This window comes from Dyadobacter sp. CY347 (assembly GCF_021502655.1).
Classification (GTDB): Bacteria; Bacteroidota; Bacteroidia; order Cytophagales; family Spirosomataceae; genus Dyadobacter.
This window is the reverse complement of record NZ_JAKFFT010000002.1, coordinates 1,119,057-1,131,442: the sequence shown is the minus strand read 5'-3', so window position 1 is coordinate 1,131,442 and position 12,386 is coordinate 1,119,057. Positions and strand designations below refer to the sequence as shown.

Annotated in this window: 14 protein-coding genes; 8 read left to right on the top strand and 6 right to left on the bottom strand. The window is 46.4% G+C overall.

Annotated features, from left to right (window positions below; translation table 11 throughout):
• Positions 1 to 123 precede the first annotated feature (123 nt).
• Positions 124 to 1,221: a glycosyltransferase family 4 protein gene (locus tag L0659_RS05515; RefSeq protein ID WP_235124703.1), complete on the top strand. Its 1,098-nt coding sequence runs from the start codon at positions 124 to 126 to the stop codon at positions 1,219 to 1,221.
• Entirely contained in the window at positions 1,211 to 2,278 is a 1,068-nt protein-coding gene (locus L0659_RS05510) for a glycosyltransferase (protein ID WP_235124702.1), read from the top strand. The genes L0659_RS05515 and L0659_RS05510 overlap by 11 nt, the downstream gene beginning before the upstream one ends.
• Here the strand turns inward: L0659_RS05510 and L0659_RS05505 are convergent, their stop codons facing one another.
• Positions 2,279 to 3,100 carry a glycosyltransferase family 2 protein gene (locus tag L0659_RS05505; protein ID WP_235124701.1) on the bottom strand — a complete coding sequence of 274 codons (822 nt, stop codon included), beginning with the start codon at positions 3,098 to 3,100 and terminating at the stop codon, positions 2,279 to 2,281.
• Positions 3,101 to 3,334: 234 nt separating this feature from the next.
• Here L0659_RS05505 and L0659_RS05500 point away from each other — a divergent pair, with 234 nt between their 5' ends.
• Positions 3,335 to 3,757, top strand: coding sequence for a secondary thiamine-phosphate synthase enzyme YjbQ (locus L0659_RS05500; protein WP_235124700.1), 423 nt, complete (start codon positions 3,335 to 3,337; stop codon positions 3,755 to 3,757).
• Between the two features lie 4 nt (positions 3,758 to 3,761).
• Here L0659_RS05500 and L0659_RS05495 read toward each other — a convergent pair whose 3' ends face one another.
• The 5 genes from L0659_RS05495 to mnmE form a co-directional block, all read right to left on the bottom strand.
• Positions 3,762 to 4,061: a nucleotidyltransferase domain-containing protein gene (locus L0659_RS05495; RefSeq protein WP_235124699.1), complete on the bottom strand. Its 300-nt coding sequence runs from the start codon at positions 4,059 to 4,061 to the stop codon at positions 3,762 to 3,764.
• Positions 4,062 to 4,336: 275 nt separating this feature from the next.
• Positions 4,337 to 4,624 carry a hypothetical protein gene (locus L0659_RS05490; RefSeq protein ID WP_235124698.1) on the bottom strand — a complete coding sequence of 96 codons (288 nt, stop codon included), beginning with the start codon at positions 4,622 to 4,624 and terminating at the stop codon, positions 4,337 to 4,339.
• Between the two features lie 311 nt (positions 4,625 to 4,935).
• Positions 4,936 to 5,199: a RhuM family protein gene (rhuM, locus tag L0659_RS05485; protein WP_235124697.1), complete on the bottom strand. Its 264-nt coding sequence runs from the start codon at positions 5,197 to 5,199 to the stop codon at positions 4,936 to 4,938.
• Complete coding sequence (locus L0659_RS26290; protein WP_255726960.1) at positions 5,189 to 5,317, bottom strand: hypothetical protein; 129 nt, start codon at positions 5,315 to 5,317, stop codon at positions 5,189 to 5,191. The genes rhuM and L0659_RS26290 overlap by 11 nt, the downstream gene beginning before the upstream one ends.
• 74 nt (positions 5,318 to 5,391) lie before the next feature.
• Positions 5,392 to 6,759, bottom strand: coding sequence for a tRNA uridine-5-carboxymethylaminomethyl(34) synthesis GTPase MnmE (gene mnmE / locus L0659_RS05480; protein ID WP_235124695.1), 1,368 nt, complete (start codon positions 6,757 to 6,759; stop codon positions 5,392 to 5,394).
• A 169-nt stretch (positions 6,760 to 6,928) separates the two neighbouring features.
• Here mnmE and L0659_RS05475 point away from each other — a divergent pair, with 169 nt between their 5' ends.
• From L0659_RS05475 to bshB1, 5 genes are all read left to right on the top strand, one after another.
• Positions 6,929 to 7,510 carry a 7-carboxy-7-deazaguanine synthase QueE gene (locus L0659_RS05475; RefSeq protein WP_235125252.1) on the top strand — a complete coding sequence of 194 codons (582 nt, stop codon included), beginning with the start codon at positions 6,929 to 6,931 and terminating at the stop codon, positions 7,508 to 7,510.
• Entirely contained in the window at positions 7,465 to 9,408 is a 1,944-nt protein-coding gene (locus L0659_RS05470) for an OmpA family protein (protein WP_235124693.1), read from the top strand. Before L0659_RS05475 ends, L0659_RS05470 begins: the two co-directional genes overlap by 46 nt.
• Positions 9,409 to 9,523: 115 nt before the next feature.
• Positions 9,524 to 10,483, top strand: coding sequence for a thioredoxin-disulfide reductase (gene trxB / locus L0659_RS05465; RefSeq protein ID WP_235124692.1), 960 nt, complete (start codon positions 9,524 to 9,526; stop codon positions 10,481 to 10,483).
• Positions 10,484 to 10,568: 85 nt separating this feature from the next.
• Complete coding sequence (locus L0659_RS05460; protein ID WP_235124691.1) at positions 10,569 to 11,642, top strand: M23 family metallopeptidase; 1,074 nt, start codon at positions 10,569 to 10,571, stop codon at positions 11,640 to 11,642.
• 9 nt (positions 11,643 to 11,651) lie between these two features.
• Positions 11,652 to 12,377 carry a bacillithiol biosynthesis deacetylase BshB1 gene (gene bshB1 / locus L0659_RS05455; protein WP_235124690.1) on the top strand — a complete coding sequence of 242 codons (726 nt, stop codon included), beginning with the start codon at positions 11,652 to 11,654 and terminating at the stop codon, positions 12,375 to 12,377.
• Positions 12,378 to 12,386 lie beyond the last annotated feature (9 nt).

Below are 12,386 nucleotides of genomic sequence, written 5' to 3'. Positions count from 1 at the left end.
CAAAAGCAAAGTATCCTGCACCGGCACGATTTTCTATGACGCTACAACGCAGCCCAGGCTGCACTAGTATTAAAACTACACTTTATCAATACACATTCAGCATCAAACTCTACCAACAACGACATGAAAATTGGAATCATTGCTCACCTGAAATATCCGATTTCCAAACCATTTATGGGAGGACTGGAAGCGTTTACCTATGATATTTGTCAAAGACTGCTCGCGCGGGGGCACGATGTGCTCTTGTACGCCTGTGCCGGCTCCGACCCCATTCTGAATGTCAGGCCGATCCTTTGTGAGGAAGATTATCAGCCCATCACCTCCTCGCAGTTTACATCCCGCCAGCTGAGCACAGAATATATTTCCACACATCACGCCTACGTTGAAATGATGCAGGAAATAGACAAGGACGAGCTGGATGTAATTTTTAATAACAGTCTTAATTACGTTCCGATCATGATGTCGGCCCTTGTGCAGGCGCCTATGGTTACCGTGCTCCACACGCCGCCTATTTTTGAACTGAAAAATGCGATCCGCCGCGAACAAAGTTACGGGCGGGTTAAATATGTATCGGTTTCAAAAACCAATGCAGAGAACTGGAAGGAATACGCCCCGCATTGTGACGTCATTCATAATGGCATCGATCTGGCAACATGGCAATTCTATCCTGAAAATGACCGCGGGTATATCATGTGGTTTGGGCGGATACATCCGGATAAGGGCTTGCACCTGGCCATGGATGCGGCCAAACTTGCTGGCAAAAAAATGAAAGTCGCCGGGGCTATCAGCGACCAGCATTATTACGAAACCCACATTGTGCCACGCCTTGATGATTCCATCGAATTGCTGGGATCCTGTGACCATATACAGCTTAACGAACTGATTGGAAATGCAACTGTATCCCTGATCACGCCCTGCTGGGACGAACCTTTCGGGCTGGTGGTTGCCGAGTCGCTGGCTTGCGGAACGCCGGTGGCAGGCATTGCAAAGGGTGCATTACCCCAATTACTGAATGAGAAAACGGGCCGCTTATGCAGCGGGGACGATGTGCAGGAACTGGCGGATTCCATCCTGGCAGCGGAACAGCTGGACCGCGCCGAATGTCGGCAGCGTGCTGAGAATTTGTTTGATGTAGAGAAAATGGTTGACGCCTATGAAGCATTGTTTGAAAAAATAGCTTTTGAAACGATCAGCGTAAAGATCAAAGCGGATGTCAGCTAATTTTGCTTTCTACATTCACCACCACGGTTCCGGACACCTGATGCGAGCGCTGGCGATTGCTTCGGAGCTGAAAGGTACCCGTGTTACGTTTCTCGGGAGCGATTTAAAACGGTTTGCGGACATTATTCCTATTACAATAAGTTGCATCGATCTCCCGCTTGATGTTGCGGGACCTAAGGATCGTTTTGCTTCGCAGTTGAACCTCAGTTTTTTGCATTACGCGCCGGTTAATGTTGAAAAAGTGGCCAGTCGTGCGGCGATGATTTCGGCCGTATTGCGTGCATTATATCCTGTGATATTGATTGTGGATGTGTCTGTTGAGGTAACATTACTAGCCACATTATGCGGAATACCGACCGTTGTAATCCGTCAGAATGGCGACCGCGACGATACAGCCCATTTGCACGCCTATGAGTGCGCACAGCTGCTGATCGCGCCATCGCCTGAGAAGTTGATGAATCGTTCTGCGCATGACTGGGTGAATAAAAAGACCTTTTTTTCAGGAGGTTTTTCAAAATATTCAGGAAAGGGAATGCGCAGCAAAACCGTGGATAACCTTGCCATCGGGGTCATTGTGGGCTCGGGTGGCACTTCAATAAATGGTAAGGTTATTGATGCTCTCGCAACGCAGTGCGCCGAAAGATCTATTCAGGTGATCGGAAATATTGAAGATAATGAGCGTGTTACAGCGCCTAATGTGGTCTTTCACGGTCAGGTGAACGATCCGGCGCCTGTGTTGGCGCGCTGTAATGTTGTTGTCGGCAATGCAGGGCATAATACTGTCATGGAGATGGCCGATCTGGGCAAAAAGTTCGTCTGCATACCCGAAGACCGTCCTTTTCAGGAGCAACTGCGAAAAGCTGAACTATTGAAAAAGAACGGAATAGCTATATTGGTGCAACCCCAGGATCTGCAAAGTGCAGACTGGCAAGCAATCATCCAGAAAGCCGATAAGCTCCCGCAAAATTCCTGGAAAGGCATTATGACCAACTCGGCCCTCGCCAACGTAGCGCAACGGCTGCATAACCTTTGGAAAACTAATTTCCCTAGAAAGTGATCATGATTTCAATGCCTGGCTGACTTCCGTTTCAGTAGGCCTACGGATGATTGTAATCTTATCATTCTCCCATTTTATCAATCCGGCGCTCACAAATTTCAACAGCCAGCCTTCCATAGGCCATTTTTGCCATTTATTAAAAAACGTCCTGGCATTCGTGAGAATGTCTTCAAAATGATTAAGCGGGGGATTATAGCTTGCGTGATATTGATGATACGCTACTGCATCGGCCACACTCAGTTCCACCCCCCGCTTCCGGGCTGTAAAACCAAAATCCGTATCTTCTGCACCGTATCCGGTAAATCGGGTATCAAAACCACCAATGCGTTCGTATACTTTTTTGCTGCACGCAAAATTAAGCGACCAGAAAAACGCGTAGTTCACCTCACGCAGATCGGCTCTCACCGGATCCGGCGTACTTAACTCCCCCATTTTTGACAGAAAATCAGTTTCCAAAGTCGCGCCCTGACGAAGATATCGAACCGGCCCTATCCACAGATGCTCCGCTTGCTGGCAAGCATTGAAATATTGTTCTACGAGGTTTGGAGCAGGGATACAATCCACATCCAGGAAGATCATAAACGGGTGAGCTGCCTGTTTGGCTGCAAAGTTCCTTGCGGCAGCGAGTGGCAATTTTTCCGCATCATCAAACCGGAAAGAGCGAACAGGAAACTTTTCCGAAACGAGCTCACTTTCAGGCTCATTCATATTTACGATGATAAGCTCAGCCGGATAGCATTCAGCATTGTCAAGCCCAAGGACCAGGTTGCGAAGCGCCTCTTGCCTCGATTTAACTATTGTCAGTACGGAAACGGGTATCATGTTTATGGACTTAAAATTTCGGTAACAAGGCTACTACAAAAAATTGAGAATCGACGCAAATGAAAAACCTTGCATTACGATATAATGATTCAGGGCGTAAATTGCGGCAATTGCAATTCCGGTAGTAAAAATCAGATTCACGGCTTGTTTCACGGAAGGTTTTGGTTTAGACTTTGCATACGCTTGAAGATGCAAAAGTAGCTCCAAACATGATCCTTCAAACCCATTGACCAGATGAAAATATCTCAGCAGAGTATAACATTTCGCGAAAAGCGCCGGGGTTTTCACCTCATCACCGGCGATATTCTCAACGCAATGCCCCAGATTTCGGAGATCACCACTGGCCTGTGCCAGGTTTTCATCCAGCACACCTCCGCCTCGCTGACCATCAACGAAAACGCCGACCCCACCGTAAGGAAAGATTTCGAAATGTATTTCAACAAAACCGTCAAGGAAAACGACCCCGACTACCAACACGATTACGAAGGCTCCGACGACATGCCAGCCCACCTGAAAGCCTCCCTCCTAGGCAGCTCCGTCATGATCCCGATCAGCAAAGGCCGGTTAGCCCTGGGAACCTGGCAAGGCATTTATTTATGCGAGCACCGAGACCGCGGCGGCGCGAGAGGGGTTATGGTGACGGTTTGGGGGGAGTGAGGGGTTACTTAAAAAACACCTCATAATTAGCCTGTATATTATCATGAAAAGAGGCTGGCAGTCTGGCCCAGTCTCTCAACTCAACCAGTATAGGTATATTGCTATTCGTGATTTTTTCACTGAGAATATCAAATTCATCTAGCGAAAGCGGCGATAGATCCATCGTACGAAGCACCAGATCCAAATCGCTCCCACTATGTGCTTTTCCGTTAACCCGGCTACCATAAGCCCAAACTTCTATGGGTGTCGCGATGCTTTGGAAAATAGCATATAGTGCATTTTTGTCTTTTTCTCTTAATAGCATTTTATTAAGCGTCTTGGTTTCTGAGAATTACCGAAAGATCCGCCGCATCAATGATGAATTGCGGTAAAAATACAAGCGTTTCGTTGGCGAAATTCACTCCATAATCATGTGCGGTGTTGTTCCTGTTAATTCTTAATACTTTTGTGAGGCAGGCGTCAAAATGGCTTATAACATCAGCTTATACCCGCTAAATTAATGGTTTTGTCTGATCTAGATTCAAAACTGCGACGTCGCGTCACAGTTTTGAATCTAGATCACAAATGCGTTTTAACACTTCAATCTTTTTGGTGCATTCGCTCAAATCCCTCCCAAAGCACTTTCAAATCAAACAACGCCGATTTTTCGGCCACCCCAAAAGGAACATCCGAATGATAAAGTGCCAGATCATGGATCATCTTCAAGGATTGAGATAACTCCCTAGAACCGTGACATTCAATGAGATAAAGAAACTCTGCTTGTGAAGTCGTCAGCGGATTGCCGACATTTGATGCTTGACGGGCATCAACCGTTGTGTTGACTGAATGTACATTTGAGCCAACACCCTGACCATTTGACGTTTGCAAATTGAAAATGGATTAAGATGAAAATGAAAGGAGAAGTCACTGCAAACGTCACCAAAGCGAACTTTGACAGGTCTCGGGACTTGCACCCGTATGCTTCTCCAAGACCACTTTTCAGGCCTGGCATTTTGAAAAAAGATCATTAGAATTTTGGTAACGTTTGCGGGGCAAATATAGTAGAATATTTAAATCAGAAGTTGCTACTTTCTGACCAGCCTTTCATTTCCTCAGTATTAAATAGTCACATTATGACAAAGGGCAGCATTCGATCGAGGTGGGCCGTAGTTAAGATTAACGAATTCTACTGGTCTCTATTAAACACTCAGAGTTTGCACTTGTTGCTCTTTCTGAGTTAGACGCTGTTCATTGATCGCGTATCCATGGATTAAGTAATCTTTCAAGCGCTGGGATGCCCATTGACGGAATTTTGTTCCTTGCTTGGTGTTTACCCTGTACCCAACAGCAATGATGACATCCAAATTATAGTGAACACGATCCCGCTCTATTAAACGATTACCCTCCTGTTGAACTGTTCGGAATTTCCGAACAGTTGCCGATTCATCCAGCTCATTGGACATAAAAGATATTCTTGATGTGCTCACTGATGTTCGCCTTGCTCGAAGCGAGCAATGCTACCAACTGTAAATTGGTTAGCCATACATTATCTTCCTGGAACTTTGATTTGAGTTTGCTCATAACTACTCTGGTATATTTCAATTTGATTTTGCGTAGTGTATAAATAATCCCTACTGAGGGCTACTTACTCCATATTACTTTCCGATACAAAACTTCGAAAAAATATTATCCAATAAATCATCCGTAACAATCGTCCCCGTTATCTCACCCAAGTGATGCAGCGACAACCGGATATCCTGCGCCAGAAAATCCCCCGTAACCCCTGTCTCCAACCCATTCAAAACATCACTTAAAGCATTATGCGTCTTCACCAAATGCTCGTAATGTCTCAGATTGGTAACCACTGTATCGCTCGCTGATTGTCCGTAAACCATTGAAACCAATTTATTGGTCAGGTGAGATAATCCGGTTTGGGACTTTGCAGAAATGGAAATGACATTCTCTTGCAGCGCGCCTAAACTTTCAGCGGCTATCTCCCCCGTATCAATTTTATTTAGCACATATAAAACCTGCTTATCCGACGGAAGCAATGCGGCTAGTTGCTGGTTTTCCTGCAAGGTTTCCAAACTATCGAAAAGAAAAATCACAATGTCCGCCTTCTCCATTGCATTTTTCGACCTTTCAATGCCAATGGATTCCACCAAATCTGTCGTTTCGCGAATTCCGGCGGTGTCGATGAAGCGGAATTTCAGGCCTTCTAAGACGATGGTGTCTTCGATAACGTCGCGGGTGGTGCCGGCAATGCTGGTTACTATGGCCTTTTCTTCGTTTAAAAGCGCATTCAGCAATGTGGATTTGCCGACGTTCGGGGAGCCGATAATGGCAACCGGCACGCCTTCTTTTAGTGCATTGCCGAAATCGAAGGAATCGATCAGTGGCGCAATGGTGCTTAGTAACGCTTCGATCAGTCGGCGTAGGTCGTCGCGTTGGGCGAATTCTACGTCTTCTTCGCCGAAATCCAGTTCGAGCTCTATTAAGGATGCGAAATGGATGAGTTCGGTGCGTAATGAGGCTAATTTTTTGGAAAAGCCGCCTCTTAGCTGGTTCAATGCTGTTTTATGGCTGGCCTGGGAATCTGCTGCGATCAAGTCGGCTACGGCTTCCGCTTGGACAAGGTCGAATTGGCCATTGAGAAAAGCGCGTTGTGTGAATTCTCCTGGCTTGGCGATCCTGGCGCCTTTTGAAATAAGCAATTTCAATATTTGCCTGATAATGTAGTCGGAGCCGTGACAGGAAATTTCTATGGAATCTTCTTTTGTGAAAGATTTTGGTGTTTTAAAAACGGTTACGAGGACTTCGTCGATGATTTCACCATTGTGCTGGATTGTTCCGAAATGCACGGTGTGGCTTTCGGCTTCTTCCAGGTTTTTGCCCTTAAAAATGGATTTTACCATGGAAATGGACCCAAGGCCGGAAACTCGGATTACTGCGATTGCGCCTACGCCTGAGGGAGTTGCGAGCGCACAAATAACTTCTTGCTGATGTATTGGCATTGCATTCATACTGCAAATATGCGACTAATTGATCTGGTTTGATAGACTATTAGCGCTTTGAATTTCGTACCTTTGGGCATTTTTCGACCGGATCGGTTGTTACATTTTTTTCGAACATCTCCATTTTTGAACTGTGCTGACTGAAACTTTACCCATCGTTACCCACCAGCTTCCGGTTATGGAGGCCTTTTACACCTTGCAGGGTGAAGGCCAGCATAGCGGGCGCGCTGCTTACTTTATCCGGCTCGGCGGCTGCGAAGTTGGCTGTCACTGGTGTGACGTGAAAGAATCCTGGAATGCAGACCTGCATCCGAAATTTAACATTAATAACATTGTCGACGGCGCATTGCAGCATCCCGGCCGCCTGGCGGTGATCACGGGCGGCGAGCCTTTGATGTATAACCTGGACGAGCTAACTGGCCAGTTACAAGACGCAGGTTTTAAAACCAACATTGAAACTTCCGGCGTATATCCGTTTACAGGACATTGGGATTGGGTGTGTTTTTCTCCCAAAAAGTTTAAAAACCCGCATCCCGACATTTATAAAAACGCCAACGAACTCAAAGCGATCATCTATAACAAGAGCGATTTTGAATTTGCCGAATCGCACGCTGCATTGGTTTCTGACGAATGTACGCTGCTATTGCAGCCCGAATGGAGTAAGCATGAGTTGATGCTGCCTTTGATAATTGACTATATCAAAGACAATCCCAAATGGAAAATGTCGTTACAAACCCACAAGTACATGAACATTCCATAATGCACCGCGCCGCTATATTTTTGCTTTTTTCCTGTCTGTTTATTTCAAAATTCACGCATGCACAGGATGCAACATTGTCCCGGAAAGCCCGTGAAACTTATGAAAAAGCGCAGGAAGCCTGGCAGGCGCGCAAGCTGCCCGATGCCATTGCGCTCTTCGAAAAAGTCCTCGAACAGGAACCCAATAGTTACGATGCAAACCTCAGGCTCGCACAAATCTACGAGCTCCAACGAAACGCCGATCTCACCAAAAAATATTACGCAAAAGCCATTCAGCTGAGGCCTTCGGTGCCTCAGACCGCGGCTGCGCTGCAATGGTTTGGACGCCATCATTTTGAAGCAGAGCGCTACGATTCCGCACAGGTTTATTTTGAAAGGGCTTTACCATTGTTTCCCGCTAAATCGAGCCTTGCCCGGCTGGCTGAGAAATCCATTGCCTCTTCCAAATTTGCCAAAGAAGCGATCAAAAATCCTTTGAGCATTCAAAAACGATCGCTGGGCGACACGGTTAACTTCCTGAATACACAGTATTTCCCTGTAATGACGGCGGACAATGAGACATTGATCTTCACCGGACTGACTGAAAACAGGGACGAAAATATTTATACAACGCACCGCATGAACGGAAAGTGGGACGTGCCAGAAGAAATCTCTGCTTCGATCAACACAACCAATAACGAAGGCACTTGCAGCGTTTCAGCAGATGGCCGCACATTGGTTTTCACTGCCTGCAACAGGCCCGACGGCTACGGGAGCTGCGATCTTTATATATCAAGAAAAGAAGGGAAAGATTGGAGCGCACCCCTGAACCTGGGCCAGGAAATTAATACGCGGGACTGGGAATCGCAGCCGTCGTTATCGGCTGACGGTCATATGCTTTACTTTGCTTCGGACCGCAGAGGCGGACAGGGTAAGCGGGATATTTGGGTTACAAAGCTGGACGAGAAAGGAAAATGGGCTGCGCCTAAAAACCTGGGACCGCATATCAATACTTCCGATGAAGAAAATGCACCATTCATCCACGCCAACGGCAGAACGCTTTTCTACGCCTCAAACGGATTTCCGGGCATGGGTGGTTTTGATATTTTCATTTCTCAGCGAACAGATACGCTTTGGTCGCAATCCAAAAACATTGGTTATCCTATTAATACCGTCGCCGATCAGGTCGGGTTATTTATCGCTTCCGACGGGCAGAAAGCTTATTATACAGATGACGGCTCCGAGAGCAAAGGTCGTTCGCTGCTTTACACATTCAATTTGCCCCAGCAGGTGAAGGATATGATCGTGCCTACACGTTACGCGAAGGGTAAGGTTTTTGATAAAAAGACTAACACGCCGCTGGCTTCCGCTATTGACCTTTTTGACTTAAAAACACAGCAAAAAGTAGGTGAATTTTCGTCTGATGGCAAAACAGGCTCCTTTCTGGCAGTGCTGAACAGCGGCGGTGAATATGCCTTTTATGTATCCAAAACAGGCTATCTTTTTAAAAGCTTGTCATTTACAGTAAATGATTCTACATCATTTGTGGATCTGGACATTCCTTTGGAAGCCATTGAAAAAGACCGTGCGGAGGTCCTTAATAATATATTTTTCAAAACAGGTGAATTTAATCTGGATGAAAAATCAAAAGTGGAGCTTGGGAAAATGGTTGACTTTTTGAATAAAAACAAAACCGTGAAAATTGAGATTTCCGGCCATACGGACGATGTGGGTTCCGACACGGAAAATATGGAATTATCAAGGAGAAGGGCGCAATCTGTGCAGCAGTATCTGCAACAATCCGGCATCATGGCCGAACGCATTACATTCAAAGGTTATGGCGAGACGCAGCCCGTTGCCGCAAATGACTCCCAGGAAAACCGCCAGAAGAACCGCAGAATCGAGTGGAGGATCCTCTAATTCAATTTGCATAAAGAATCGAAATTTTGCACTTTTGTCGATCCGCCAATGTTGTAATAGACGAGTACAACTTAGTTCGAAAACATTCGTCGTTAACATTTAATATCCATATAATATGACACCCGAGAAAATATCCTGCTTAATCATTGGCTCCGGTCCTGCCGGATATACAGCCGCTATATATGCATCCAGGGCAGGTTTGAATCCTGTACTTTACCAAGGCGCGCAACCCGGCGGCCAGCTTACCATTACTACGGAAGTTGATAACTATCCAGGCTATCCGGACGGCATTACCGGCCCTGAAATGATGGTCAACTTCGAAAAACAAGCCAAGCGCTTCGGCTCAGATATCCGTTACGGATTGGCTACGGCAGTTGATTTTACAACGCATCCGCTTAAAGTGACCATTGATAACAAGCATGAGATCGAAGCCGATTCTGTGATTGTTTCAACGGGCGCTTCTGCCAAATGGCTGGGACTTCCTGACGAAGAGCGTCTGAATGGCCGCGGCGTTTCTGCTTGTGCTGTTTGCGACGGTTTCTTTTTCCGTGGACAGGATGTAGTGGTTGTGGGTGCTGGCGATACAGCTGCCGAAGAAGCAAGTTATCTTGCCAAATTGGCCCGTAAGGTGTATTTATTGGTTCGTCGTGATGAAATGCGTGCATCCAAGATCATGCAGAAACGTGTTGAAATGCTGCCTAACATTGAAATCCTTTGGAACACTGAAACCGTTAAGCTAAATGGCGAAGAAGGCCTTGAATCTGTTTTGGTAAAAAATAATAAAACGGGCGAGGAGCAACTTTTGCAGGCAACCGGTTTCTTTGTAGCAATCGGGCATAAGCCGAATACGGATATCTTCAAAGGCTATCTGAACATGGACGAAACCGGTTACATTCAGACTATTAAAGGAAGCGCCTGCACCAATATCAAAGGTGTGTTTGCTTGTGGTGATGCACAGGATAATGTGTACAGACAAGCCATCACTGCTGCCGGCACTGGCTGTATGGCCGCGTTGGACGCCGAGCGATTTCTGATGGAACTTGAAGTGGAAACCATCATCGAGGAAACAGCGTAAATTATTTGCCCAACCCCTAATTTGACTCAGGCTACATTGTTGTGTTTTAGCAAACAATGTAGTCTGATCTGATTTTTTTATACCTATGAAAGTAAAGCTTATTGTAAGTTTGCTAATGACCGTGTGTTTGATCTCCTGGAACACGCAAGCGCAAGAGCGAGGAAAATTCAAAAGAAATCCCAAAATCAATCAGTCCGGAAACAATGCCAACGAAGGACCAACCAGGGTAAGCACACCGCAGCCCGAAGATGAATACCAGGTAGAAACCTCCAATCTCAGATTTCAAAGCCAGTTCGAGCCTGTAAAACCCCTTAACCCGGTTGTAAGTGAGGACACAACCACCCTGGACGAAGGTGAAACCGAAGTCGTAGAAGTCGTTGATTCCCTGCTTGTTGCAGATGAATGGGTTAAATCAGCTGAGTATTACGTGATTTGGGACGCAAGAACAATTAATCCTTACGGACTCAGCCCGCTTGAATTTGACGAACCCGTCGACATTACATTATACGACCCCGCTGTAAACAGAATGTGGGCTACCCCGATGATCGACACCAAACCCACTTCCAACTTTGGCTATCGCTGGGGAAGATGGCACAACGGGAGCGACCTGGACCTGGAAACGGGCGATACCGTACGCTCCACTTACGACGGAATGGTCCGCATTGTGGCCTTTGATGGCAGCGGATACGGGCGTTTTATTGTTGTAAGACATTATAATGGACTGGAAACGCTCTATGGGCATTTATCCAAACAACTCGTCGAATCGGGGCAGATTGTAAAGGCGGGGGACGTGATCGGCCTGGGAGGAAACACAGGACGCAGCACGGGATCACATTTGCATTATGAAAACCGTTACGAAGGCAATCCATTCGACCCGAGAAATATTTTTGACTGGGAAAACAAAGCCATCAAATCCGACCACTTTTTGCTGACGAGCAATGTATGGAGCCACTTACGCGGCAAATCCAGCAAGAGTGAATTTGCTTCGGGCGATGCTCCTGTGGCGTATACCCGCTCTATTTTGCACAAAGTGCGCTCGGGTGAAACGCTCTCTTCCATAGCAGGAAGATATGGTGTCAGCATTTCGTCCGTGGCAAGAAAAAACCGCATTTCTACCCGTTCCACATTAAGAATCGGGCAGAAACTTCGCATTAAATAAAACCATATTATGAAACTAGATATCCTTGCCATCACAGCTCATCCTGACGATGTGGAACTCTGTTGTGCCGGAACATTGCTCTCACAAATTGCATTGGGCAAAAAAGTAGGGATTGTAGACCTCACACGTGGCGAGCTGGGCACACGCGGCACGCCCGAAGGCAGGATTCAGGAAGCAAAAAATGCTGCGGCAATTATGAACATTGCCATACGCGACAATGTTGGATTGGCCGACGGATTTTTTGCAAATAACGAAGCGCACCAGAAAGCGATCATCTCATATATCCGTAAATATCAGCCGGATATCGTCATTACCAACGCAGTAGGCGACCGGCATCCAGATCACGGAAGAGCGGGCCAGCTTGTTTCCGACAGCTGTTTTTATTCGGGTTTGAGAATGGTCAAAACGTTCGATGAACAAGGCAATGAGCAGGAAGCATGGCGACCAAAGCAGGTTTTTCACACCGTGCAGGATCGCTACATTACGCCAGATTTTATCGTTGATATTACCGATGTCCATGACAAAAAAGTAGAGGCAATACGCGCTTTTGAAAGCCAGTTTTTTGTCCCATCCTATAACAGCGATGAGCCGCAAAGCTATATTTCCTCGCCCGATTTCCTTGAATTCGTCATTGCAAGGGCTCGCGAAATGGGCCACGCGATCGGTGTGACATTTGGAGAAGGTTTCACGACTTCGAGAAAGCTCGGTGTGCGCGATCTGTCTGTTTTTATTTAGTAAGCATTT

Bases quoted from the DNA above. Each gene is read 5' to 3' on its own strand.
- L0659_RS05505 (WP_235124701.1), bottom strand. From the start codon at position 3,100: ATGATACCCGTTTCCGTACTGACAATAGTTAAATCGAGGCAAGAGGCG.
- rhuM (WP_235124697.1), bottom strand. From the start codon at position 5,199: ATGTCCAATGAGCTGGATGAATCGGCAACTGTTCGGAAATTCCGAACA.
- L0659_RS05500 (WP_235124700.1), top strand. From the start codon at position 3,335: ATGAAAATATCTCAGCAGAGTATAACATTTCGCGAAAAGCGCCGGGGT.
- L0659_RS26290 (WP_255726960.1), bottom strand. From the start codon at position 5,317: ATGAGCAAACTCAAATCAAAGTTCCAGGAAGATAATGTATGGCTAACC.
- L0659_RS05470 (WP_235124693.1), top strand. From the start codon at position 7,465: ATGGAAAATGTCGTTACAAACCCACAAGTACATGAACATTCCATAATG.
- trxB (WP_235124692.1), top strand. From the start codon at position 9,524: ATGACACCCGAGAAAATATCCTGCTTAATCATTGGCTCCGGTCCTGCC.
- L0659_RS05460 (WP_235124691.1), top strand. From the start codon at position 10,569: ATGAAAGTAAAGCTTATTGTAAGTTTGCTAATGACCGTGTGTTTGATC.
- mnmE (WP_235124695.1), bottom strand. From the start codon at position 6,759: ATGAATGCAATGCCAATACATCAGCAAGAAGTTATTTGTGCGCTCGCA.
- L0659_RS05475 (WP_235125252.1), top strand. From the start codon at position 6,929: ATGGAGGCCTTTTACACCTTGCAGGGTGAAGGCCAGCATAGCGGGCGC.
- L0659_RS05495 (WP_235124699.1), bottom strand. From the start codon at position 4,061: ATGCTATTAAGAGAAAAAGACAAAAATGCACTATATGCTATTTTCCAA.
- L0659_RS05515 (WP_235124703.1), top strand. From the start codon at position 124: ATGAAAATTGGAATCATTGCTCACCTGAAATATCCGATTTCCAAACCA.
- L0659_RS05510 (WP_235124702.1), top strand. From the start codon at position 1,211: ATGTCAGCTAATTTTGCTTTCTACATTCACCACCACGGTTCCGGACAC.
- bshB1 (WP_235124690.1), top strand. From the start codon at position 11,652: ATGAAACTAGATATCCTTGCCATCACAGCTCATCCTGACGATGTGGAA.